The sequence below is a fragment of the Heyndrickxia sp. FW510-T9 genome (genome assembly GCF_058781025.1).
In genome coordinates this window covers 18166-41898 of sequence record NZ_JBYSWK010000010.1, presented here as the reverse complement: position 1 = coordinate 41898, position 23733 = coordinate 18166, and the positions used below count along the sequence as shown (strand labels likewise).

Sequence of the window (23733 nt, the reverse complement as noted above, 5' to 3'; positions counted from 1 at the left end):
GAGCGCAAATGAAAAAAGCGTGGCATATGCCACGCTTTTTAGTTAACTTTTTCGTTTTCTTCAGCTTGCTTTTTGAAATATTCTTCGGCAACTAAATCAATTTCTTTCTTTAATTCTTCCACCATTGTTTCTTCGGGTACTTTTCTTACAATTTGTCCTTTGCGGAATAATAATCCTTCTCCTCGTGCACCGGCTATTCCAATATCGGCTTCTCTTGCTTCGCCTGGTCCATTAACAGCACAACCAAGCACAGATACTTTAATAGGCGCCTTAATTTTAGAAATGTATTCCTCTACCTCATTGGCGATGCTAATAAGATCAATTTCAATTCTTCCGCATGTCGGACAGGAAATTAATGTTGCAGCATTAGAAGATAGCCCAAATACCTTTAAAAGCTCTCTTGCTACTTTTACTTCCTCAACAGGATCTGCACTTAAGGAAATACGTAGAGTATTTCCAATTCCTTTATTTAATATTGCACCAAGTCCTGCTGCACTTTTTACTGTACCGGAGAATAATGTACCGGATTCTGTAATTCCAAGATGCAGCGGGTAATTGAATGCTTCCGCGGCTTTGGTATAAGCTTCAATAGCAAGATTTACATCCGATGCCTTCATCGAAACGATGATATCGTGAAAATCTAAATCTTCGAGAATTTTTATATGATGTAAAGCGCTTTCCACCATACCATCTGCAGTAGGGTATCCGTATTTTTGTAAAATATGTCTTTCTAAGCTACCAGCATTAACTCCAATACGGATTGGAATACCACGTTCCTTCGCAGCTTTTACCACTTCTTCAACTTTTTCTTTTTTTCCAATATTACCAGGGTTAATTCTAATCTTATCAACACCGCCTTCAATTGCTTTTAAGGCTAAGCGATAATCAAAATGTATATCAGCAACTAAAGGAATATTGATTCGTTTTTTGATTTCTGGGATTGCATTAGCAGCACGTTCATCTGGACATGCTACCCTGACAATTTGGCATCCCGCTTCTTCTAAACGTTCGATTTGACGTACGGTTGCATCAACATCATGTGTTTTTGTCGTTGTCATACTCTGAATAAAAAGTTCATTACTTCCCCCGATTGTCAAATTACCGACTTTAACGGGACGTGTTTTTGAACGATGTATAAGTTCACCCAAGGGTAATTCTCTCCTTTAAATAAACAATATATAATTAAATTAATGTTACATAAGTATTGTAACACTTCTACTGAAATTGACAAGAAATACCCGTTTACTTATTTTTGTAAACGGGAAATTTATATTCCTGGCTAATTTGAATTTCTTCAGGTGCAATGCCATTATTTAAATTTTGAAAATCAGAAATGACCTTATCGATAGACAATGGGAGTGGGCCATTTTGTAATTGTTCAACAATAGTTAAAACAGTATCCCCAGGATTTACTTTTTTTATTTGATACGGAATAGTCGGCTCAGTAGAGTTTTCTTTATGAGTATTAATTTCTGATGCGTGTGTCATTATAGGAATAGTACCAATATTTAAATCATAATAAACGCTATATAGTACAATGATTGCTGCGACTAAGGCTAAGAAACTTTTCAAAATGATTGCCCCCTATTGACATGATATATCTTGTATATATGCAAGTTGAAAGGGAGATATGACAATAATAAAAGAAAAAAACTGGCAGCTGCCAGTTTTTATTCCGATTTCTTTGGTTTTGGTATTTCACGAATCGTTAAATAGAGGAATAGAAGAGAAACAAACCAGTCAATAAACATACCACCGGGAACTCCTGTATTTAATAAATCCATTAACATAAAAAATATGGTGGAAAGTGTAATACTATGAGCGGACAATCTCCAACCTTGACGATAACTTAATTTTCTTCCTAGTGTTTGTGCAAAAAGAGCACCTATCCCTGCAAATATAGATATCTTGATAAAACCTAATGCAGAGACAAACAAATAGTAGAAAAGAAAAAGAATAGGAATTGCAATCCACATTACACCTTTTAACGATTTAATGAAACTATCGATATCTTTATTCGTTACCTTCATATTTTCTAGGGTAGTATAAGGCATTGTTTGTACTTGTCCGTTTGCTACAATCACAAACTCATGTTTTAATAACCCAACGGAATTTCCTTTTTCTTGGACATCATTCACACTTAAATCTCCAGTTGGATCAAAAACAATGGTGACATTGTTTTTGGGGAGAATAATAGGCGCGCTTTGTTGTGAATTTAAGTCCCCATTTGCGATTGTAAAAGGCGGTAGTTCTTCTAAGAAAACTTGCTTACCTTCTTCTAAGGCAATATTAGCCATTTTGGAAAAATGAAAAATGCCTGGCAAGATAGAAATAAACATTAAGATGAATACATATAATATCGTTTTTCCTATTCCAAGAAAACGATATTTGGCAACTTCTTTTGGGGAATATAGACTTTTAGCGAATCTGGAAAATATATTCACGCATTTCACTTCCTTTTTATTTGAGAGTAGCTTGTAGACTCCGCTATTTTTCATTTTAATAATAAAAACTCCATATGTTAAGCATTGTTTTTTACGTTTGCTTTTTTTTTGAATATTGATTTGATAATTTTTGTTCATAGCTATGTTGTAAATTCATTAATTTTTGTCATAAATTTAGTGCAACATATTTGATTGCCTTGCATAAATTTGTTAATCTTAAAAGGAAGAATATTTGAATCATTAAGATTCAAAACCGATACATAAGGAGGAATATTAAATGGCATTCGAATTACCGCAATTACCTTATGCATATGATGCTCTTGAGCCTCATATCGACAAGGAAACAATGAATATTCACCACACAAAGCACCACAACACATATGTAACTAACTTGAACAATGCACTTCAAGGTCAAGATGAATTATTAAGCAAATCTGTAGAAGAAGTTATTTCTAATTTAGATACGGTACCAGAAGCAGTACGTACTGCAGTGCGTAATAATGGTGGCGGTCACGCAAACCACTCTCTTTTCTGGAAGCTTCTTTCTCCAAACGGAGGCGGAGAGCCAACTGGTGCTTTAGCAGATGCTATTAACAACAAGTTCGGCAGCCTTGATAAATTCAAAGAAGCATTTACTACGGCTGCAACTGGACGTTTTGGTTCAGGTTGGGCGTGGCTAGTTCTTAATAACGGAGAATTAGAAGTTACAAGCACTCCTAATCAAGATAATCCATTAATGGAAGGAAAAACTCCATTATTAGGATTAGACGTTTGGGAACATGCATATTACTTAAATTATCAAAACCGTCGTCCGGATTATATTAACGCATTCTGGAATGTTGTGAATTGGGACGAAGTTTCTAAGCTTTACGAAGCTGGAAAATAAGATGTAAAGCATCGGCTTAATATAGCTGGTGCTTTTTTATTTATTAAAGTTTTCAACTACAATAACGATAATTCTAACAATAATATGTATAATGTAACCCCTTTTTCTAAAAAATATAAAGGATGAAAAAGGGGAGTTTTTACATGAGTAAATTGCAAAAGCTGTTAGGTGAGGTTGAGTTAACGAGGGATTTAACCTTGCTACTATTTATAGGTGGGTTATATTCAATAAGTATTTCCTTATCCAATACGTTCGTAAATATTTATTTATGGAAGCAATCAGGAAAGTTTTTAGATTTAGCGCTATATAATTTATCTGTAGTCGTAATGCAGCCGCTTACATTTATTTTAGCTGGCAAATGGGCAAAAAAAATTGATAGAGTAATTGTGCTAAGGATTGGTGTAACTTTTTTAGCACTTTTTTATTTATCTGTACTGTTTTTTGGTAGTAATGCATCCCATTTTATTATTGTTTTAGGAGGCATGTTAGGGATAGGGTATGGATTTTATTGGTTAGCTTTTAATGTATTGACTTTTGAAATAACTGAGCCTGAAACGAGGGATATTTTTAATGGATTTTTAGGAACTTTAAATTCTGCTGGTGGGATGATCGGCCCCATATTAGCAGGGTTTATTATTTCGAGATTCGCATCCAATTTAGGCTATACCTTTGTTTTTACACTTTCGCTATTGCTATTTGGTTCTGCTGTAGTATTAAGCCTATTCCTAAAACGCAGACCTGCACATGGTTCCTACTTATTTAAAAGAATTTTTGAAGAAAGAAAATACAATCCGAATTGGCGCTTAATCACTAATGCTCATTTTTTTCAAGGATTAAGAGATGGCACTTTTGTTTTTGTGATTTCGGTATTTGTTTTTATATCAACAGGAAGTGAATTTGCACTTGGAACTTTTGGTCTTATTAATTCCGGAATATCCTTTATCGGCTATTCCCTTGCTTCCAGGTTGATCAAAAACAAATATCGCAAAAAATTCATTTTATTAGGCGGACTGCTACTTTACTTAGCAATTTATGTAGTCGTATTTAAATTTACTTTCCCACGATTACTAATTTATGGTGCGGTTATCGCACTCGCTTATCCGATGATCTTAGTTCCTTATATATCGATGACATATGATGTTATTGGGAAAGGATGGAAAGCTGCAGAAGCGAGGATTGAATATATAGTTGTACGTGAACTTTTCTTAAATTGCGGACGAGTCGTCTCTATTCTTTCTTTTATATTTGCCATTTCGTGCTTTAATGAACAAAAAAGTATTCCAATTTTATTGATGTTTATCGGTGCAGGACATTTATGTATTTCTTTTTTTATCAGACGTGTAAAAATTCAACCAACATCGTAAATGAACAGCGTGTGATGTCATGCCCATCCGCTAGCAGTTAAGCACTATTGTTAGACGAAAACAAGACAATCGATATGAAGTCGATTGTCTTTGACTATTTTTTGACAATAAGTAATCCATTTGTACTTTTCATGATTCTACCTGTAGAATAATAGTGCTTGTTCCTATACAATATAAGAATGAATATTAGTGCAGGAAGGATCCGTGAACAATGAAGAAGACGAAAAAAAAGAAAAGGACTCATGTTCCTTTAAGAATGAACATGTTGTTTTTTGTAGTTTTTGTGCTTTTTTCCTGTTTAATTCTTCGACTAGGAATTGTACAAATTGTACACGGTCAAGATTATAAACGTGAGCTTGCGCGAACAGATGATGTTACCGTAGATATACCTGTACCAAGAGGGAAAATTTATGATACGAATGGTAAATTGATTGTTGGAAATAAACCATTGAATGCTATAACTTATACTAGATCAAAAACGACGACACAAAAGGAAATGTTGGATGAAGCAAGAAAATTAGCAACAATAATCAAAAAAGATTCACCAGATGATTTAAAATCAATCACCATTAGAGATCGAAAAGATTATTGGATTATGCTCCATCCAGATGAAGCTCAAGCAAAAATTACCGATGCTGAGTGGCAGAAGTTTAAAGCCAATAAATTAAATGATAATGATATTTACCAATTGCAATTAGATAGAATTACAGATAAAGAAATGAATTCATTTTCTAAAAAAGAGCTTGAGGTACTTGCCATTTATCGAGAAATGTCAAGTGGCTATGCACTTTCACCACAAATTGTGAAAAATAAAGGGGTAACACCTGAAGAATTTGCTGCTGTCAATGAAAACCTAAACTCCCTTCCCGGTTTTGATACGACAACGGATTGGGAACGATATGATGTATTTAAAAATAATACCGGTGATGCTGTGCTTGGATCTGTTCTTGGAAATGTTTCTTCCTCAAGAGAAGGATTACCTAAAGAATTGGTCGATTATTATCTTTCACGCGGATATAGTCGAAATGATCGGGTAGGAAAAAGCTATTTAGAATATGAATATGAAGATGTTCTTCAAGGACAAAAAGAAAAAGTGAAAAACAAGACCGATAAGTCTGGCAATATAATCGAATCAGAAGTGGTTAACAAGGGAAAAAGAGGCGACGATCTTGTTTTATCCATTGATATTGATCTTCAGCAAAAAGTCGAGGAAATTATTCAAAAAGAATTAGCTAAAAATAAACCAGGTCATCGCTTTTTAGACCGCGCCTTTGTCTCAGTAATGAATCCAAATACTGGTGAGCTTTTGACAATGGCAGGTAAACAATATGTGACCGATCAAAAAACGGGTAAAACAGTATTAGCGGACTATGCATTAGGAAATATGACTACTTCTTATTCTCCGGGATCTGTAGTTAAGGCTGCTACAGTTTTAACTGGTTATCAAACTGGGGTCATTTCTCCTGGCACGGTGCAAGTAGACCAGCCTTTAAAATTCGCAGGAACAAAGGTGAAAAAATCTTGGACTCCATATCCTATGGGACAAATCAATGATTTAACAGCTTTAAAAAGATCTTCAAATGTGTACATGATGTTGATCGCTATGAAGATAGGTGGCCAATACACATATGTACCAAATGGCCCGTTAAGTATTGATAAAATGAAAGCAATTCAAACACTTCGTTATAATTTTAATCAATTTGGCTTAGGAGTTAAGACAGGAATTGATTTACCGGGTGAATCTGCCGGATTTGGTGGAGGAATTCCACAGGAATCAGGTAATGTCCTAGATTTTGCATTCGGTCAATATGACACTTATACTCCATTGCAGCTTGTACAATATATTTCAACTATTGCAAACGGTGGCTATCGAATTCAGCCTCATATCGTAAAGGAAATTCGCGAGCCAAGTGATGATTCAAACGAATTAGGTCCGATTATTGATGACATACAACCTAAAGTATTAAATACATTATCGATGAAGAAGTCATGGATTGACCGCGTAAAACAAGGTTTGTGGGAAGTTGTAAACGAACAAGGTGGAACAGCCCATGGCTATATTCATAGTGAATATAAGGTAGCTGGAAAAACAGGAACGGCTCAAGGATTATATGATGGTCCAAAAGCAAATGAATATTGGAAAAGAAATGAATTGCCACCGATGACATGGAATGTTACCTTTACTGGATATGCACCATATGATCATCCAGAAGTTGCAATTTCTGTTGTTGTTCCTTGGTCATATGAAGGGATACAGAAAGATCCACATATTAATCTAGAAATTGCTGATCAAGTGTTTAAAGCATATTTTGATTTAAAAGCAAAACGTGAAAAAGAAGGACTGGATAAATCAAGTTCAACTCAAAAAGTTGAAAATGCCAAGGATGCAAAAATTACTAGTTCTAATACGACTAAATCTAACTCAGCACATTAATTAAAAAAACCGCTAACTAAGCGGTTTTTTTTATACGGATTTTATTTATCTTTTTATAGAAACCATTTGATTTATCCTTTACAATGGGGAGAGGAAATATTATACAGTAAGGGTGGGGGAAATGGAAACAGCAAAAAATAAAAAAAAGACATATGTATTGTTAAGATTGAACATTTTGTTTTTGGTCGTCTTTTTACTCTTCTCAATTCTTATATTGCGATTAGGGATTGTACAAATCGTTCATGGGGAAGATTACAAGAAGGAATTAAATAGAACAAATGATGTTTCTGTTTATAATTCAGTACCGAGAGGACTTATTTTTGACCGAAATGGAAAGTTAATAGTCGGTAATAAACCACTTAGTGCTATTACATATACAATTCCACAAACAGCCAAGCCCGAATTAAAACTAAAAGTGGCTCGTGATCTTGCAAAATTAATAAATAAAGACTCTAAAGAAGATTTCAAGGGCATAACAGAAAGGGATAGGAAGGATTTTTGGATTCTTACACATCCTGATGAAGCGAATGCACTCATTACCAATCAAGATTTAGCGGGATTTAAAAAGGATAAGCTCGACCAAAAAGAGGTAAATGCAAAAAGCTATCAACTCCAACTTAAACGAATAACCAAGAAAGATATTAATTCCTTTTCCAAACAAGACTTAGAGGTTTTAGCCATTTATCGTGAAATGAATGGGTATGCCTTAACGACCCAAATCATTAAAAGAGATGCAAGTCCGACAGAAATTGCAGTAGTAAGTGAAAACTTAGACAATCTTCCTGGTGTAGACACCACTACTGACTGGGATCGATTTAATGTATTTAAAAATAAGTCCGGAGATATCGTTCTTGGCTCTGTACTCGGAAAGGTTACGTCATCAAAAGAAGGATTGCCAAGCGAAAAAGCTGCATATTACACAGCACTTGGCTATAGCCGAAATGACCGAGTAGGCAAAAGTTATCTCGAATATCAATATGAAGATGTGCTTAAAGGTGAAAAAGAGAAAGTTCAAAATAAAACGGATAAATCAGGAAATGTTTTAGAATCGAAGGTGATTCGGAAAGGCAAAAGAGGGGATGATTTAGTATTATCGATTGATATCGAGCTTCAGCAAGCGGTGGAGAAAATCATTCAGGATATACTAGGAAAAGCACGCATAGGCCAACCATATATGGATAGGACATTTGTTTCGGTTATGAATCCGAGAACTGGTGAGCTATTAGCAATGGCAGGCAAACAATTTGTTAAGGATAAAGAAACCGGAAAAACGGAAATCAACGATTATGCCCTTGGAAATATGAATTCGTCTTATTCGATGGGGTCTGTAGTTAAAGGGGCAACATTATTAACAGGTTATCAAACAGGAGCTATTACACCAAATTATATTATTAGGGATGAACCAATATATTTGAAAGGTACACCTGTAAAGAAATCATGGAATGGTCATGGCTTTGGGGATATCACTGATTTATTTGCACTTAAAGTATCTTCCAATGTTTACATGTTTAAAACGGCAATGAAAGTTGGAGGGCAAAATTATGTCCCTCATGGTCCATTATTATTTGATAAAATGGAAACAATTAAGAAGTTTCGTAATAACTTTGCCCAATTTGGCCTTGGGGTGAAAACAGGTATAGATTTACCTGGGGAATCAGCAGGAATTGGTGGAGGTATACCACCAGAAAGTGGGAAAGTATTAGACTTTGCTATCGGCCAATTCGATACGTATACGCCACTGCAGCTTGTTCAATATATTTCTACTATTGCAAATGGTGGCTATCGATTACAGCCACATATTGTGAAGGAAATTCGCGAACCTAATGTGAAATCGGATGAACTTGGGCCAGTGGTTCAAGCGATTCAACCCAACGTACTAAATAAAGTAAATATGAAAACGGAATGGTTAAACCATGTACAATCAGGACTCAAGATGGTTGTGAATGAGTCAAGAGGAACAGCAAATCTTTCTATTCATAATAAACAATATAAGATAGCGGGAAAAACCGGTACAGCACAAGCAGTATATGATGGTCCTAATCGAATGCCAAATGAGCTCATTTGGACATATAATGTTACTTTTGCCGGTTATGCACCTTATGATAACCCAGAAGTTGCCCTTTCAGTAGTTGTGCCTTATTCTTTAACAGATAAAACACATGTCAATCTGGAAATAGCGGACGCTGTCTTTAAAGCATACTTTGACTTAAAAGAAAAAAGGGCAAAAGAAGGTTTAGATGCTGCAGAGTCTATCAAAAAGGTTGAAAACATTAAAGATGCTAAGAAGGAAGAGGAAAATTCCAACAATAATGATAATGAATAAAAGGAAAATGATCAGCCCTTGAATGGACTGATCATTTTCCTTTTGTTATGATATTGGCGATTTTCTCAAATTTCATTTTGCTTGTTAATTCGTATTCACCAATTTGAATTTTATTATGATATTTATGGCTAATCAAATATTGTACGAATTTTTTATTATCTTTTATGATTCCGCCAGTCTTTAGTCTTTTTCCAATAATATCGGGTGTCATACCGCTAGTAATCGATAAATGATATTTAACAATCGTTTGCTCTGTTTTTCCAGGCTTTTGTATTGAATTTGTATTTTGTTTTTGCAATTCGTTATATCTTTGTTTCCATATATCAACATCATTTTGCAGCTTACTAAGTTCGCTTGTTTTTATGTACTTATATCCTTTTTTTACAGTATTACTCCCATAAAAATGTTGATAGCCCATTAACAATACGGCTGAGAGTAAAAGCCCAGTTGCAAATGCTCTCGTACTTCTTTTATCCATCGAAATCTCCCTTTACTACTAATTAATCATGGCTGTTTTTGTCAAGATTGTTGTTTTCGAAAGTGGCTACAAATGCTAATATAGATTTAATTTCGAGGCATCTTTTCTTAAAAGTGCTAACCATCCTTAAGTTGAATAAAGAAGGTTATAAGATTTTCTTTTTACAATATCAACAAAATTTAAGAAAAGAGCCTTCATCAACCCAATTGCAAAATAATGTTCTGCACTTCTGAAATGGATAAAGCCGACTGTTTTGAAATTTGTTCCACACTCAGGCCTTGTCTATGTAATGCAATAACCTGATTTTTTAATATCGCATTTATTTCATTTCGTGGCACTGAATAAGACTGACTTTGCATCGTTGGAGAATCTAACAGTAGTTCTTCCTCCAAAACCTTTATTCGTTTTTTTAATTGATATGTTTCTTGATAAAGATTTAAAGAAAGTTCCTCTACTTCCTTTTCAACTTTAGATGTTCGGTCCTTTTGAAAAAATGAAATAATAAAAAAAAGGACAGACAATATTAATAATAAATAGCTTAAAGAGCTCAAAATCTCACTCCTCTTCATGTACTATCTAATGTTATATCACAAACAAATCCTTATATCTACCAAAAGAAGAAAACAAGTACATAATGATGGTAAAAACGACTAGCATTTCCGTAAGAAAAATGATATTATAGAAAAGTCGTATGAATAGTATTGAATGCAATGAAGTTTGGAGGGAAAGACATGCGTGTAAATATAACATTAGCTTGCACTGAGTGCGGTGAGCGTAACTATATTTCAACAAAAAATAAACGTAATAATCCAGACCGTATTGAACTTAAGAAATACTGTCCAAGAGAAAAACGTTCAACTACACACCGTGAAACAAAGTAAGCAGTAGGAAATTTCCTGCTGCTTTTTTCATATAAAGAAAGTCTCTTTTTTATACTTTGTTGTATTTATATACGAATTTCTAGGTAACAACCTTATTTGGATAGAAAATGAAAAAACTAAGTAAGCAAAGATGCCCCGAAACCAAATCTACTTAGGATTTATAATAAATGGCGAAAAGCAACAGATTAAAATTGGCTTTTGGATTTTAAACAATTAAATGTGAAAAGAGAGTAAGAAAAGGTGGGGATGGGATGGAAAAGAAAGAAATTCGAAAGCAACTGCTGTCTTCATTAAAAAAAATAGATAAATGTACATACGAAGATTATTCTTTTAAAATTGCCGAGAAGCTTTACCAACTTCCTGTATGGAAACAATCCAAAACTATTGCTCTTACCGTTTCACGTTCACCCGAAGTGGATACATGGCAAATTATTCGAAACGGCTGGTTGGAGGGAAAACGGATTGTCGTACCTAAATGTATTCCTGAAACTAAGCAAATGATATTTAAACATATAACTTCATTTACGCAATTAGAATCTGTTTATTTTGGGCTATTTGAAGCAAAAGAAAATGACACATTAGAAATAAGTCATCAGAAGATAGATTTAATGATTGTTCCCGGAGTAGCATTCAACAAACAAGGATATAGAATAGGGTTTGGTGGTGGATACTATGATCGGTATTTGCAGAATTTTAATGGGGAAACAATATCTTTAGCATTTTCATTACAACTTTATCATAACATTCCATTTGAAAAGCATGATATCCCCGTACAAGCGATAATTACAGAAAAGGAACTGTATAATTGTAAATATTAATTGATTGGATAAATCTCTATCTCTTACACATAATAAGAAAAAAGTTTATGGAGGGATATTGTAATGGGGAGTATCATGAAGTGGATTATTCCTTTTATCATAATAGCGGGAATTTTTAAATACCGATATAAAATATTAAATTTTGCATTTGGAAGCTTTTTGATTAGAAAAATTGCTGTGCAAATAGCAATGAGTATTCCTGGGTTACGAAATAAGTTCATCCAAAGTACATTTCGTTAAACTAAAAACAATTGAAAAAGTATGAAATCGACCAGATGTGAAGGATACAATGTATTGCTTTACAGCTGGTCTATTTTTTCGTTATAGTTAATATTAATCAAATAAGAAAAGCGAAAAGCGCCTTGCACATCTGTTAGACGATAGGCGCTGTAGCTAGAATGAGTGTTTATACTTGTTAAATAATTTATGAGATAAAAAACTTATACTTTCTTATCTCATAAAAAAGATATTTAAAGGCGGGGAAAAGATTGAGCGGTACGCAGGATTTTTTGTTTTGGAGGCTAGCTTATTTTTTTATTGTTGAAAAAAAGTATCGTCTCATTCAAATTAGCGAAAATTATAACGAGGTTTGGCTAGAAGACACTTCTAATAAAAACAACCAATTTATAAGAATGCTTAGATACGATCTAGACTGGGGAAATTGGTTGAAAAGGGATGCTGAGCATACATGTATTCAAGCGGAGAAGCTGCGAAAACATTTTATGAAACGAAGCGTAAAAGTTTTAAACATATATGTAAGTACATATCCTCCTATAGATGATTATCAATCTACTTTACATTCTCCATTAGCAATTAATAAAGGAAAGACGATTGTACATAATCGATTAATTGAGAGTACCGATTTAGAAAATGGTATTCAACAAATCAGTTCCATTATGCAGGAGCCTATATCTATCTCCCTCAAGGATCAATATGAAGAGGCAGATGTAGTTTATCTTAGGGATACTGTATTAACGAATGCTGTTTCACAGAAACAGGAAGAACGGAAAATTTTTGATAATGGTAAACCGTTTTTTACCTATATTTTACTCGGAATACAAGTGATTGTCTTTTTATTATTAGAAGTAATGGGTGGAAGCTCTAATACCCAAAACCTTATTCGTTTCGGTGCAAAGTATAATCCACTCATTATAGAAGGACAGTGGTGGCGTTTCATTACACCAATTTTTCTTCATATTGGCATTGTCCATCTATTAATGAATTCACTAGCTCTATATTTTTTAGGACCGACCATCGAGCGTATTTATGGTCGAATTCGATTTTTGATGATTTATTTAGTAGCTGGTTTTACAGGTACGCTTGCAAGTTTTCTTTTTAGTAGCAGTGTTTCTGCTGGTGCTAGTGGAGCTATTTTTGGATGTTTTGGTGCACTGTTGTATTTAGGAGCCGTATATCCGAAGCTATTTTTTAGAACAATGGGCACAAATGTGATCATTATTATCATAATTAATTTAGTTTTTGGATATTCCGTTTCAGGTGTAGATAATTTTGGCCATATCGGAGGTTTGCTGGGGGGATTCTTGGCTGCAGCTATTGTACATTTCCCTAAGAAAAAGAGACTTACTGTTCAGCTAAGTGCATTCATATTCACATTAGCTCTTTCAATTGGAGCTCTTTACATGGGCTATCACGGAGGAAAATATTCGACGCCAGATGTTATGAATACGCTAGCACAACAAAAGATTCACGATGGCAAATATGATAGTGCGTACAAATTACTTCACGACTATGTATCAAAAGGAAAAGGGAATGCTGTAACATATTTTCAGCTTTCCTATTCAGAAATTCAATTGCAGAAGTATACAGAAGCTAAAGATCATCTTCTGCAAGCGATAAAAATGGAACCGAATTTTCCTGAGGCGCATTTTAATTTAGCATTACTTTACTTAGATGAAGGAAATAAAGAGGCAGCAAAGAAAGAAGCCGAGAAGGCGGTACAGAATTCCGATGATAAGAAATATAAGGATTTTCTTAATCAACTGGAGTCCAAATAAATAAAGCTGCAAATGGTCAACAAGAAAGCTGGTGTTCAAGTGAAAACAGTATATGATGTCCAACAATTATTAAAAAGATTCGGCATTATTATTTATGTTGGGGAAAGGCTTGCTGATCTCCAACTTATGGAATCGGAGCTAATAGAATTATATAAAATGCAGCTTATTCAAAAAGACGAATTTCAAAATGCGCTATTATTATTAAGAATGGAAATAGAAAAAGAAAAAAATAGAAGGTAAGGGTGAGCTCGATGGAGAACAAATGGATTGTTGGAGTAGATTTAGGTGGAACAAGTGTAAAGCTTGCATTTATTCAAGAAGATGGCGTGATTCTTCACAAGTGGGAAATACCAACTAATAAGTCTGAACAAGGGAAAAATATCTTGCCTGATATTGCTGAAACGATTAATGATAAATTAGGAGAACTTGGTAAAACAAGGGACCTATTGATCGGGATTGGAATGGGAGCTCCAGGAGCAATAGATAAAGAAAAAGGAATTATATACGAAGCGGTTAATTTAGGTTGGCCAAAGAATTATCCTATTGCAAAAATATTAAGTGAGTTAAGTAATTTACCGGTTGAAATTGATAATGATGCAAATTGTGCGGCATTAGGAGAAATGTGGAAAGGGGCCGGTAATGGGGCAAAGAATATTGCTTGCGTGACATTAGGAACTGGTGTAGGCGGTGGAATTATCGTAAATGGAGACATCGTCCAAGGTGTAAAAGGTGCTGCTGGTGAAATCGGACATATTACGATTATCCCTGAAGGTGGGGCGAATTGTAATTGTGGAAAAACAGGCTGTCTTGAAACAGTTGCTTCTGCTACAGGTATTGTCAGAATTGCGAAGGAAGCAATTATTAAATACGATGGTGAGTCTTCATTAAAGAATCTTAATATAAGTAGTGGTACTATTGAGGCAAAAGATGTTTTTGATTGTATGGATCAAGGTGATGCACTGTCTGCAAAAATCATCGATCATATTACTCTCCACTTAGGACTTGTTCTCGCTAATATTGGAAACGTACTCAATCCAGAAAAGATTGTGATTGGTGGCGGAGTATCAAAAGCGGGGGATTTATTATTACATCCATTGCAAAAATACTTCAAAAGCTTCGCTTATTCTGCTGTAGCATCTTCAACAGAGCTAGTTACTGCGACTCTTGGGAATGATGCAGGGATTCTAGGGGCAGCATGGCTAGCAAAAAAACAGAATAAGGTATCAGCAAAAAACTAAATCAACTATTCAAAATGAAAAAAAGAGCCATTTGGCTCTTTTTTTATTATATAGTTGCTGGGTATCCTGAGTGGATTACAGTCATAACTGTAAAAAATCCAAAAACAAACAATGAGAGAATTGCCCAAATAAATCCTAGAGGATTTCTGTTTTTGATGGTTTTAATTACTGCGAATAATGATAGCAATGTTACAAGAGCAAAAACGATAACAGTACCCATGTATCATAAACCCCTTTCTTTTGAATGAATCATATGTAAATAATAATGGCACTCTATATTATATTACATTTTCTCATAAATTTTGTCGAGGTGAAAAAGTGAAAGTTATATGACTAGTTTGCCCTTCCTTGTAAATCTCATGATAAAAATTTTTGATTATTTTTCCTTTCCACATTTCCCATGATAGAATGGACGAAGAAGTGGAGGTTGATTAGAAATGGAATGGAAGCAAATTCCTCTTGGTCTATTACAAACAAATTGTTATGTACTTTATAATCCACAAAAGGAATGTATTATTTTTGATCCGGGTGCAGAAGGGGATAAATTAATTGCATACTTAGAAATGGAAAAGCTGCATCCACAGGCAATATTATTAACACATGGACATTTTGATCATATTGGCGCTGTAGATGAGGTAAAGACTCACTTTAAAATACCTGTCTATATACATGAAAAAGAGGAAAACTGGTTAACAGATCCTTCTTTAAATGGATCACAATTATTTATGAATGGCAGATCCATTGTTGCTTCAAAAGCAGATATTTTGTTAAAAGGGGAAGGCAATATTTCAATTGGTGGGTTTACATTTGAAATATTAGAAACACCAGGTCATTCACCAGGCAGCGTTTCTTTTTTTAACAAAGAGATAAACACTATTTTTGCAGGTGACACCTTATTTCAAGGAAGTATTGGACGTACAGATTTACCTGGGGGTAATCATGAACAATTACTGAATAGCATTGAAGAAAAATTATTGACACTGCCAAAAGAAACAATGGTTCTTCCTGGACATGGCCCTGTTACATCTGTTGAAAACGAAATACAATTCAATCCATTTTTAAATGGGTATTAAGAAAAGCGTAGGCGTCTTGCTCATTGGCTAGCCGATAGGCGCTGGCTAAACAGATTAAAAAAAGACTCTAAAAGAGTCTTTTTTTACTATTATTCTGCACCTGGTACCATTAAGAAAGTTGTATAGTATGTAAATCCTGCAAAAAATACGGTTAAATATGCACCAAAAATATACATATACATACGTTCTGATAATTTTAAATAGCTTAGTAATACGAAAAATCCTGTTTGTCCAAGGAATAATAAAGCAGTCTTATCCAATCCTAGAAGATAAAACGTTACAGTAAAAATAGCAGTCCAAAATCCTAATACTCTGTACATGCGATCCATATGTATCCCTCCTTTGTGCCATGTATCCATCAATTTATTATTATAAAGGAAATATATATATATTGTAAATACGTCAATATTTTAGTTTGTGACATTTACGTGATAAATTCCAAACTCACGTTAAAGATTATTTATTATTAGTTTATATCAGCCTAACAGTTTTATACATGTTTTCTTTTACATACTGCTTTTTTCATTTGAGGGTTCCGTAAAATACTTATACTTTTCCGGTTTGAAAATAAGGAAATTAATCATTATCGAAACTATGAAATTAAAAGCCGATAAAATCAAAATAGTATATCGAAGTGAGAACAAATCGCCTAAGAATCCGATAAATAAAAGGAAAATAACTTGAGTTGCATTTTGGAATACTCCTAAGACACTTGAAATCCTCCCCATTTTTTCGACCGGAATATTATTTTGATAAAACGTACTAAATCCTGTACCAGAAAAGGCATTAAAAAAACCTAATATCGAAAAACCAATTACTGCGGTAAGGAAGCTATGAGAGAGCGAATAAATAATATAACCAATGGCCATTAGTGAAATTCCCAATCCAATTAAATGTTTTATGCTAAGATGTTTCGACATGAATGAAACAAACAATGACCCAAGTAAATATCCTACTCCTGTAATACTAACCAAAAGGCTAAATTCTGTTTCACTCAGACCAATTATTTTTTGCGTGAAGACAACCTCCTGGGAATCCATAGCGAAGGTAAAAATGATGGTGACAAGATATAAGCTATAGACGATAAACACAAAAGCTTGTTTCTTATATGTATCGATTACTTCTTTCCAATCCATTAGAAAGGTTTTTATTTTCCATACCATTTTGGAATCAGCTGTAGTTAACTCTTGGTCTAAATTAGGCATCATGAAAAGAACGAATGCTGATATTGCAAAGCTGATTGCATTGATATAGATCGCTATATCAACAGAGCTGATTAGGAGCAAGGCACCTGCAATCGATGGTCCTACGATAAATGCACCTGAACGAACAAGACTATTGATAGAGTTAAACTTTTTCCGCTGGTGGGTAGGAATTAATTTTGTAATATATGTAGTGGAGGCTGGAGTAAAGAAAGCCTTTGCCAAGCTTATGATAATTAACATGAAATATATAGACCAAATGGAAGATAATAACGGAATGATGGCTACAGTAATAGCTCTTACAATATCCGTGATAATGAGAATTTTTCTTTTATTTCCTCTGTCAATAAAACTTCCAGACCAAAAATTTGTTAGTATGGCAATGATTGGTCCAACGATCCAAAGTGCTGCAATTGCTGCTGCTGAATGAGTCATGTTTAAAATGAGCAAATTGATCGCAATAAGATAAACAAAATCACCTAAACCGGAGATTCCTATCCCTAGTAAAAGTAAAGTAGGCAGCTTCCAATTATTCTTCGAACTTATCTTTGTTTTTACCAAATGCGCAACACCGTCCTAATACAGTGGATTTTTTTGTTTTTTGAATATACTTAAATTATATCATGTTGAATTTTTTTAAAATAAAATCAATAATGAAAAGGTTGTGACAGATTACTAAGGATATTCTTCGTTTAAAGGAATTTCACTTGCGAAAGCGAATAATTAATGTATAATCAAAATGCAAAAAATTGTTAGTATTGAAATTAAAATATGGAGGTGGAAGAGTGGAAATAGAAAAAATAAGGTCCAGCTTAGGAAATCGCATTCCAACTTTTTCAGAGGCGCAGAACTTTACTAAATATGCTGTATTATTACCTATAATAAAAGTAGAGCAAGAATTACATTTATTACTCGAAGTTCGAGCTTTAAGTCTCAGAAGGCAACCGGGTGAAATTTGCTTGCCTGGTGGAAAAATGGATTTAGGAGACGAAAATGAGCAGTTTACAGCAATACGTGAAACTGCAGAAGAATTAGGTATACCTCAAGAAATGATCTCTATAATTGCGCCATTAGATTATCATATTTCACCATTTGGAACGATAATCTATCCATTTGTCGGCTATATCTCAGACCCAACACTTATTTGTCCAAATACTTCAGAAGTGGAAAAAGTGTTTGCTGTTCCATTAAAACATTTAATTGCAAACCCACCTGATTGTTATAAAGTTCATTTTCAGGCAGTTCCCGAGAAAGATTTCCCTTATCAACGTATTCCTGGTGGGGAAAACTATCAGTGGCAAGCTAGACATTTGAACGAATATTTTTATCAATATCAAGAGTATGTGATATGGGGACTAACGGCGGGAATTATTAAGCAATTTATAGAATTATTAAAAGAAGAAACACCTCGATAATAGAAGGAGGTGTTTCGCTGTAAAAATAGTATCAACCAGTTTGATCTTCGGATGAACAAATCTTTTCATAAAACATTTCCATTGCTTCTTTTCGATAATTCACATAATCAAATTGTTTCTCCAATAGTTCCTTCCCATTAATAAAATGCTCCATCCCATCAATTAATCCTCTAATGGAGTTTTCAACAATTAATCCATGGCCACCTTCTATGACACTTCTTGAACCAGGTATGTCGGTAACAATTACAGGTTTGCCAAGAGTTAATGCTTCCAGAAGTACCATTGGCTGACCCTCATGATTCGAGGAAAGGACAAAACAATCACATTTATGTAAAAGAGCATATGGGTTACTAATTTGCCCTGTAAAAATAATTTTTTCCTCTAATTTGAGATTTTTGACTAAATCAATTAATGCTGTTTTTAAATCCCCATCTCCGACGATAAATAGCTTTGCATTTTGATGGTTTGCAGCGATATGTGAAAAGGCGGCTATCAATTTTTCATGATCCTTCTCAGGGCTAAGTCTGCCAATATTAATAAAATTAATGTCGGTTTCATCAGGTACTCGATACCCAGTTAACTCCAGATGATTGTGATGATCATTATGGATGGATAACATATAATTTTTATCCTTGAATTTTATAACAAATTCCTCGGAAAACTCCTCTCTTTGCGAAAGGATATTTTCATAATCAATGTTGTTAATAACATATTTCATCCGAGCGTCTATATTTTTGACAACTTTTTTCAAACTTTGTTTGTTTTGTTCGTTTGTAAGTTTAGAGACGGAAACAACATTATCGAAATAGTTATATAAAGAAAAGATTACTTTAAGATTCTGTCGATGCGGATATTTGTTATTTACTACTTTATTTATTTCCTGTCCCATATCATTGTGTAAATAGATACTTTTCTTTTTAAAATCTCCGAAAGCAATTAAGGTAGCCCAAAATGGACTATAGCCACTGAAATCAATCCCAATATCATAGGAGGTGTTTCCGATTATCCGCGCTAGTTCCCTTTTATACATCTTTTTAGGTACTATTTTTTCAGCAGATTTGCTGTAAGCGCCACTTCGAAGAAACAGTACATGACGATACCATTCGGACAAGGTAGCATTCCATGCCCCAACCCTATGTAGAAATCTAACATTCTTATTTAACTTTTCGACGTTTTTCCATTTTTCTTGCTTGTCATTATCAGCATAATCAATAATGGTTACATCATAGTGGTCATAATCGATGGCATTTAATAAATTTGTTACGGAAGTGGTAATGCCATTATTCAAAAAACCACCGCAATAAATGAGTATTTTTCTTTTATTTGAGACTGTTTGAAAAAGTTTATCTGATTCTTTTCCTTCAAAGACAATTTCGACAAAACGACGTGTTGCATTTCCGTCATCATGGTAGCAAAACTCTGTTAAAAAATCATTGTACTTTCGTTGATATGTTTCTTTTATTTGTTCAATCTTGTTAATAGAATGTATCACACTGTCTAAGGTATGACATAACGGACCAGGCAAATCATCCATTGGAATATATGTTCCTCGTTCCCTTTGATATTCATCTTCATCATATGCGAAGAAGATGATTGGATTGTTGGAAGGAAGAAAATCAAAAAAAATACTTGAGTAGTCTGTTATTAAAATATCGACAATGGATAATACCTCATTAGTATCTAGTGTGTTTGGAACACACAAATGCTCCAGCCCTTGTTCCTCAAAGAATTTATGAGCATAATAATGGGACTTCAGTATAACGACATATTCATCACTGATTTGTTCTTTTATGACCTGTATATCTTTTAATAGTTTTTCACATTCATTTTTTTCATTACCTAATTTTCCTCTCCAGGTTGGAGCGTAAAGGATTACTTTTTTATTAGGAGGAACTGTTAATTTATTTTTTATCACATCCTTATCCGCATGGAACATTAGATCAACACGTGGATATCCAGAGTCTAAAACTTTTCCGTTAAAGATGCTGTAAACATCATGAGAGTGTAATAGCTTTTCTGCTGTATATCGGTTTGGACTAACCATGTAATTAGAAAAAAGAAAATTGCGCTGTATATTTTTATGATCGGTAAATCCTCTATTTTTAATATCGATTCCCATCGTTTTAAGTGGAGTTCCATGCCAAATATTTGCATAAATTTGCTCTTTTCTTTTCTGAAAATAGTATGGGAATGTTGTATCATTTATTAAATACTTAGCAGTTGCTACATAATGAATATATTGTTCACTATCTTTTAAGATAAATTTAACGTTATGGATTTTTTTGTATTCGTCGTGGACAACTGAAAAATCTTGCACAACCCAAATATGTTGATAATATTTATATTGTTGTTTTTTAATCAAATATTTAAATACTGCATATGGATTTCCTGTCATACTCTGCCCATGATAAGACTCATATAATATGGTTTTTTCTTTAATTGGTTTTCTCTCCAGACAATTTGTATATAAAGCTCTACTCCGAAATCCGCTATCAAAAGCATATTTTTTTAAAGGACTAAGCACAAATTTTACCTTCTTCACAAGTGCTGCTTTTTTCACTTCATCTTCTCCTCCATACTTCAAAACATGTTACGACAAAAAAATCTGAAAATTAATCATTAATAACTTGGCAATATTAGTATGTCCGTTTACAATAAAAGTAAAATTAGTTTTTTGGAAAAAGATTCTTCACTGATACTGGATGGATGTGTTTATTTGAGGAACAGAGGATCTGCAGTTATTGTAAATAAGAAAAACCAAAGTATCGGTTTCATAAAACGAAAGCGGGAAGAAACTGTTTATTTTGTTTTTCCCGACGGAGGAATTGAAGAAGGGGAGACGCCGGAGGAAGCTACAATTAGAGAAGCATATGAAGAATTAGGAGTAACGATTATTATCAAGGGTCTTATAGGAACAGTGGAGTACAATGGAACGCAATATATTTACTTGGCAGAAATTACAAATGGTGAATTTGGAACAGGAAAGGGAGAAGAATTCACGGATATAAAAAGGAATAGGGGCACATATGAACCAGTTTGGTTGTCTTTTGAGGAATGCTTATCCAAAGATATTAGACCAAGAGAAGTAGTTGATATGTTGTTGCTAAAGAAGTTGTTATGATAAGTACATTTTTTCAGAAAAGCATTTAAACCAGCTTGACCAAATCGTAGATGATTTGGTCTTTTCTATTGAAATATAAATGTGAAATGAACATCATATGTTAAAGTCGGACACCAGTTCCTTTATTTGTGACAAAATGAGCTATTTCCGTGTGTTTGCGGACTTAGGTTCCGTTATTGTTTATAAAAGGGCTGATTTCCTAATGTTTTTTCAAAGTTAACGGAACCAGTGTCCTCCTATCTCTAAAATATAGTTTATTTAGTAGGAATAACGGATCCTATGTCCTCCACTTAATTGATTATCAAACTCTCCATTCAAAGCGTCCATTCTCTTTACAAAATTATTAGTCGCTATGAGTTTGTTTAGTATATTTCTTAATGATTATTAATATTTATTTGGAGGTTTATTATATATGAATATGAAATGGCCATCAATCAGAGAGTTTCTTGAAATTCCTGAGCAACTAACTGGAAAAGACGTGAATATAGCAATAATCGATGGGAAGTTCCCATCGCATCCTGATATTGCATCAAATGATCGAAGAAATACTTATTTAGTTAAATCATCTGAAGGAAGTAATTCTAAACCAATAAAGTTAAAACCGATGGTAGACGAGTGGGAACTAGCAACACACGGTTTACATACTGCTTCAGCAGCAGGGGGATCGGGTGCATTATCAGATGGGGTTTATACAGGTGCTGGACTCGAGGCAAATCTTTACCTTTTGGAAATCAGTGGAGAAATCCAAGAAAGCACTATTAATGCGCTACTTTGGTTAAAACATAATTGGAAGAACTACAAAATACGAGGTGCAGTTTTAACGATTGTTGGGCAAGTAGATACAGGGTTACTTCCATGGCAGGTAGATCCAATTCGTGTTTTATGTGAAGAACTAGTTAGTGAAGAATTATTACTAATCGCTTCGTCAGGAAATTTTCAAGAAATAACAAGTAGTTCAATTGTATCCCCTTCTATTTTAAATGTAGGGGGAATTTATAGCCCTTATAAAAATGTTAAAGATAACATTCTTCCTTTTCATGGAAGTAGGGGTCTTACATTTGACGGGAAATGGAATCCTGATGTGTTAGCTCCAGCCGGAAATGTAATGTTACCTTTTCCTTCTAAAAATGAAGAAGAAAAACGGAATCATTTTACTGCAAATGAGGATAATCTTCCTTTCCCGTATGCCAGAGAGTGGGGGACTTCTTTTGCCGGTCCAATCGTATTAGGGTTTGCAGCATGTTTGTGGCAAGCAAATCCTGATTGGGACGCTTGGAAAATGAAAATAGCAATTATGAACGGGACAATAAGTCATCCCAATTGGAAGGAGTTAAAAGCTGGATTAATTTCTATGGATTCCTTGGAATGTGCAACTTCTAGTAGGGTAGAAGAATCCCATTATTCTAATTGGCAAAAATATAAATCCAAGTCTGAAAAGGAGAGATTAAGAGAACTGGAGCTTAAACAAAATGAATACGAGATACTAATATCCTTTTTTCCGGAAGGTGTTACAAACAGTGCAGCGGAATCCATTAGAAATTACCTTGACCACTCATCAGATAAAGTCCGGGTGGCTGCTCTCCTTGTCCTTTCTTGCAATTTTAAAAAAATTAAAAAAGGTGAACTAGAAAGTTTTCTAATAGATTCAAACTCTTTTGTCACAATGGCTGGACTTTACGTTCTTAATAAATATGAATCTATTTGGCATAAATTCACCCCAATCCTAGCTAAATTAATTAATGATCATAACGAGGATATTCGTTTTAATGCGACGAAATTAGCAATAAGACTTAAAGATGAAAGATTACTTGCACCATTATTAGAAGGAATGGTGGAAGATGCAAGAGAAAATAGAATTGCTACCTTTGGATATCGCTGTATAGCATTAGAAGAAATCACCGGATTCGAAGTAGAGCTTGACTCACCTTGGAGGGAAGGGGAAGAGCCATATTCGGAAAGAAGAATGCAGTCGCGGCTATATATGGCTCGAAAGTGGAGGGAATATATCGAAGGGAATTATCCATTCTAGAAGGAATTATTT

General features: G+C 34.1%; 23 protein-coding genes. 14 read left to right on the top strand and 9 right to left on the bottom strand.

Features of this window, described 5'->3' with window-relative positions:
* Window positions 1-38: 38 nt before the first annotated feature.
* The 3 genes from ispG to AC3WJF_RS07450 form a co-directional block, all read right to left on the bottom strand.
* Entirely contained in the window at window positions 39-1148 is a 1110-nt protein-coding gene (gene ispG / locus AC3WJF_RS07460) for a flavodoxin-dependent (E)-4-hydroxy-3-methylbut-2-enyl-diphosphate synthase (protein WP_492450800.1), read from the bottom strand.
* A 94-nt stretch (window positions 1149-1242) separates the two neighbouring features.
* A complete protein-coding gene (locus AC3WJF_RS07455) occupies window positions 1243-1572 on the bottom strand; it encodes a hypothetical protein (protein WP_492450798.1) in 330 nt (109 codons plus the stop codon).
* Between the two features lie 98 nt (window positions 1573-1670).
* A complete protein-coding gene (locus tag AC3WJF_RS07450; RefSeq protein WP_492450796.1) occupies window positions 1671-2498 on the bottom strand; it encodes a DUF1189 domain-containing protein in 828 nt (275 codons plus the stop codon).
* A 223-nt stretch (window positions 2499-2721) separates the two neighbouring features.
* Between AC3WJF_RS07450 and AC3WJF_RS07445 the strand changes: the two genes are divergently transcribed.
* The 4 genes from AC3WJF_RS07445 (at window position 2722) to AC3WJF_RS07430 (ending at window position 9451) form a co-directional block, all read left to right on the top strand.
* Window positions 2722-3330, top strand: a complete 609-nt coding sequence (locus tag AC3WJF_RS07445) for a superoxide dismutase (protein ID WP_492450794.1) — start codon at window positions 2722-2724, stop codon at window positions 3328-3330.
* 143 nt (window positions 3331-3473) lie between these two features.
* Entirely contained in the window at window positions 3474-4694 is a 1221-nt protein-coding gene (locus tag AC3WJF_RS07440) for an MFS transporter (RefSeq protein WP_492450793.1), read from the top strand.
* Window positions 4695-4905: 211 nt separating this feature from the next.
* A complete protein-coding gene (locus AC3WJF_RS07435; protein WP_492450791.1) occupies window positions 4906-7128 on the top strand; it encodes a peptidoglycan D,D-transpeptidase FtsI family protein in 2223 nt (740 codons plus the stop codon).
* 121 nt (window positions 7129-7249) lie between these two features.
* Window positions 7250-9451 carry a peptidoglycan D,D-transpeptidase FtsI family protein gene (locus AC3WJF_RS07430; RefSeq protein ID WP_492450790.1) on the top strand — a complete coding sequence of 734 codons (2202 nt, stop codon included), beginning with the start codon at window positions 7250-7252 and terminating at the stop codon, window positions 9449-9451.
* 31 nt (window positions 9452-9482) lie between these two features.
* Here AC3WJF_RS07430 and AC3WJF_RS07425 read toward each other — a convergent pair whose 3' ends face one another.
* Together AC3WJF_RS07425 and AC3WJF_RS07420 are read right to left on the bottom strand one after the other, a co-directional pair.
* Window positions 9483-9929 carry a hypothetical protein gene (locus tag AC3WJF_RS07425; protein WP_492450788.1) on the bottom strand — a complete coding sequence of 149 codons (447 nt, stop codon included), beginning with the start codon at window positions 9927-9929 and terminating at the stop codon, window positions 9483-9485.
* Window positions 9930-10126: 197 nt separating this feature from the next.
* Window positions 10127-10480, bottom strand: a complete 354-nt coding sequence (locus AC3WJF_RS07420; RefSeq protein ID WP_492450786.1) for a hypothetical protein — start codon at window positions 10478-10480, stop codon at window positions 10127-10129.
* A 180-nt stretch (window positions 10481-10660) separates the two neighbouring features.
* Between AC3WJF_RS07420 and rpmG the strand changes: the two genes are divergently transcribed.
* The 6 genes from rpmG to AC3WJF_RS07390 all read left to right on the top strand — a co-directional run bounded on the left by rpmG (window position 10661) and on the right by AC3WJF_RS07390 (window position 14881).
* Complete coding sequence (gene rpmG / locus AC3WJF_RS07415; RefSeq protein WP_492450785.1) at window positions 10661-10810, top strand: 50S ribosomal protein L33; 150 nt, start codon at window positions 10661-10663, stop codon at window positions 10808-10810.
* Window positions 10811-11061: 251 nt separating this feature from the next.
* On the top strand, window positions 11062-11628 hold the full coding sequence (locus AC3WJF_RS07410; protein WP_492450783.1) for a 5-formyltetrahydrofolate cyclo-ligase: 567 nt from the start codon (window positions 11062-11064) through the stop codon (window positions 11626-11628).
* A 63-nt stretch (window positions 11629-11691) separates the two neighbouring features.
* A complete protein-coding gene (yqgO, locus tag AC3WJF_RS07405) occupies window positions 11692-11868 on the top strand; it encodes a protein YqgO (RefSeq protein WP_492450781.1) in 177 nt (58 codons plus the stop codon).
* A gap of 248 nt (window positions 11869-12116) precedes the next feature.
* Entirely contained in the window at window positions 12117-13643 is a 1527-nt protein-coding gene (locus AC3WJF_RS07400) for a rhomboid family intramembrane serine protease (RefSeq protein ID WP_492450779.1), read from the top strand.
* A gap of 39 nt (window positions 13644-13682) precedes the next feature.
* Window positions 13683-13883: a YqgQ family protein gene (locus tag AC3WJF_RS07395; protein WP_492450930.1), complete on the top strand. Its 201-nt coding sequence runs from the start codon at window positions 13683-13685 to the stop codon at window positions 13881-13883.
* Between the two features lie 11 nt (window positions 13884-13894).
* Window positions 13895-14881, top strand: a complete 987-nt coding sequence (locus AC3WJF_RS07390; protein ID WP_492450778.1) for an ROK family glucokinase — start codon at window positions 13895-13897, stop codon at window positions 14879-14881.
* Window positions 14882-14927: 46 nt separating this feature from the next.
* Here AC3WJF_RS07390 and AC3WJF_RS07385 read toward each other — a convergent pair whose 3' ends face one another.
* Complete coding sequence (locus AC3WJF_RS07385) at window positions 14928-15101, bottom strand: DUF2759 domain-containing protein (RefSeq protein WP_492450777.1); 174 nt, start codon at window positions 15099-15101, stop codon at window positions 14928-14930.
* Window positions 15102-15318: 217 nt separating this feature from the next.
* On the opposite strand from AC3WJF_RS07385, the gene AC3WJF_RS07380 reads away from it, so the two are divergent.
* On the top strand, window positions 15319-15954 hold the full coding sequence (locus AC3WJF_RS07380) for an MBL fold metallo-hydrolase (RefSeq protein ID WP_492450775.1): 636 nt from the start codon (window positions 15319-15321) through the stop codon (window positions 15952-15954).
* An 89-nt stretch (window positions 15955-16043) separates the two neighbouring features.
* Here AC3WJF_RS07380 and AC3WJF_RS07375 read toward each other — a convergent pair whose 3' ends face one another.
* Window positions 16044-16283 (bottom strand): DUF2626 domain-containing protein, encoded by a 240-nt coding sequence (locus AC3WJF_RS07375; protein WP_492450774.1) that lies wholly within the window; start codon window positions 16281-16283, stop codon window positions 16044-16046.
* 177 nt (window positions 16284-16460) lie between these two features.
* The gene (locus tag AC3WJF_RS07370; protein ID WP_492450772.1) at window positions 16461-17717 is read right to left on the bottom strand and encodes an MFS transporter; all 1257 of its coding nucleotides are present in this window, start codon (window positions 17715-17717) and stop codon (window positions 16461-16463) included.
* Window positions 17718-17941: 224 nt separating this feature from the next.
* On the opposite strand from AC3WJF_RS07370, the gene AC3WJF_RS07365 reads away from it, so the two are divergent.
* Window positions 17942-18571 carry an NUDIX hydrolase gene (locus tag AC3WJF_RS07365; RefSeq protein ID WP_492450771.1) on the top strand — a complete coding sequence of 210 codons (630 nt, stop codon included), beginning with the start codon at window positions 17942-17944 and terminating at the stop codon, window positions 18569-18571.
* Between the two features lie 31 nt (window positions 18572-18602).
* Here AC3WJF_RS07365 and AC3WJF_RS07360 read toward each other — a convergent pair whose 3' ends face one another.
* Window positions 18603-21131, bottom strand: coding sequence for a CDP-glycerol glycerophosphotransferase family protein (locus tag AC3WJF_RS07360; protein WP_492450769.1), 2529 nt, complete (start codon window positions 21129-21131; stop codon window positions 18603-18605).
* Between the two features lie 156 nt (window positions 21132-21287).
* On the opposite strand from AC3WJF_RS07360, the gene AC3WJF_RS07355 reads away from it, so the two are divergent.
* The gene (locus tag AC3WJF_RS07355) at window positions 21288-21692 is read left to right on the top strand and encodes an NUDIX hydrolase (protein WP_492450768.1); all 405 of its coding nucleotides are present in this window, start codon (window positions 21288-21290) and stop codon (window positions 21690-21692) included.
* Window positions 21693-22104: 412 nt separating this feature from the next.
* Window positions 22105-23721: a S8 family serine peptidase gene (locus tag AC3WJF_RS07350; protein WP_492450766.1), complete on the top strand. Its 1617-nt coding sequence runs from the start codon at window positions 22105-22107 to the stop codon at window positions 23719-23721.
* Window positions 23722-23733 lie beyond the last annotated feature (12 nt).